The organism is Homoserinimonas flava (assembly GCF_054969005.1).
The window spans coordinates 1-1049 of sequence record NZ_JBUEQS010000009.1 but is presented as its reverse complement, the minus strand read 5'-3'; the positions used below and the strand labels follow the sequence as shown (position 1 = coordinate 1049).

Here is a 1049-nt window from a genome sequence, read left to right as displayed (position 1 = left end):
TGTAGTTCCTCGGGACGTTGTGATCGGGTGAGATAGCGAAGACCTCCGGGCAGGATGTGGGTTACCACACTCGCATCTTCAACCGGAGGTCTTCGTGACTCACGCTAATGCCCCGTTCGCCCCGGAGGGGCGGCTTCGTCTTGCTCGTTTGATTGTCGAGCAGGGTTGGTCTGCTCGTCGGGCTGCTGAACGGTTCCAGTGTTCACCGGCGACGGCAGCGAAATGGGCGGCGAGGTATCAGGCTGGCTTGCCGATGACGGACCGGTCCTCGCGCCCGCATCGCTCGCCGGCTCGCAGCTCCCAACGGGTGGAGCGCCGCATCGTCGCGTTGCGGTTCACCAGGCGTTGGGGGCCGCACCGGATCGGCTACCACCTGCACATGCACCGCTCCACGGTCGAGCGGGTCCTCGCCCGATATCGGATGCCCCGGTTGGCCCACCTCGACCAGAGCACCGGGTTACCGGTTCGCAAAGCACCCCCGCGACGCTACGAACATGCCGCTCCGGGAGACCTGGTCCACGTCGACATCAAGAAGCTCGGGCGCATCCCCAACGGAGGAGGGCACCGAAAGCTCGGCCGGGCCGCGGCCCCCTCTCGCCATCGCGGCCGCGGCTACTCGTTCCTGCATCACGCCGTCGATGATCACTCCCGCCTGGCCTACTCGGAGATCCTCACCGATGAGAAGAAAGAGACCGCCGCAGGGTTCTGGATCCGGGCGAATTCCTTCTTCGCCACCGCCGGCATAAAAGTCTCCGCCGTCCTGACTGACAACGGATCCTGCTACCGCTCACACGCCTTCGCCGCCGCGCTCGGCCCTGAGATCCGGCATCGCTTCACTCGCCCCTATCGGCCGCAAACCAATGGCAAGGTCGAACGCTTCAACCGCACCCTCGCCACCGAATGGGCCTACGCCGAGACCTACCGCAGCGACGAATCACGAGCCGACACCTATCAGGCCTGGCTCCATCACTACAATCACCACAGACCCCACACCGGCATCGGCGGAGCCCGACCCTCAGACCGCGTTCACAACCTCACGGGGAACTACA

At 65.1% G+C, this 1049-nt stretch carries 1 protein-coding gene; it reads left to right on the top strand.

Annotated features, from left to right (window positions below):
* Positions 1–94: 94 nt before the first annotated feature.
* On the top strand, positions 95–1049 hold a 955-nt coding region (locus ACY48M_RS13120; protein WP_462820745.1), incomplete at its 3' end, for an IS481 family transposase.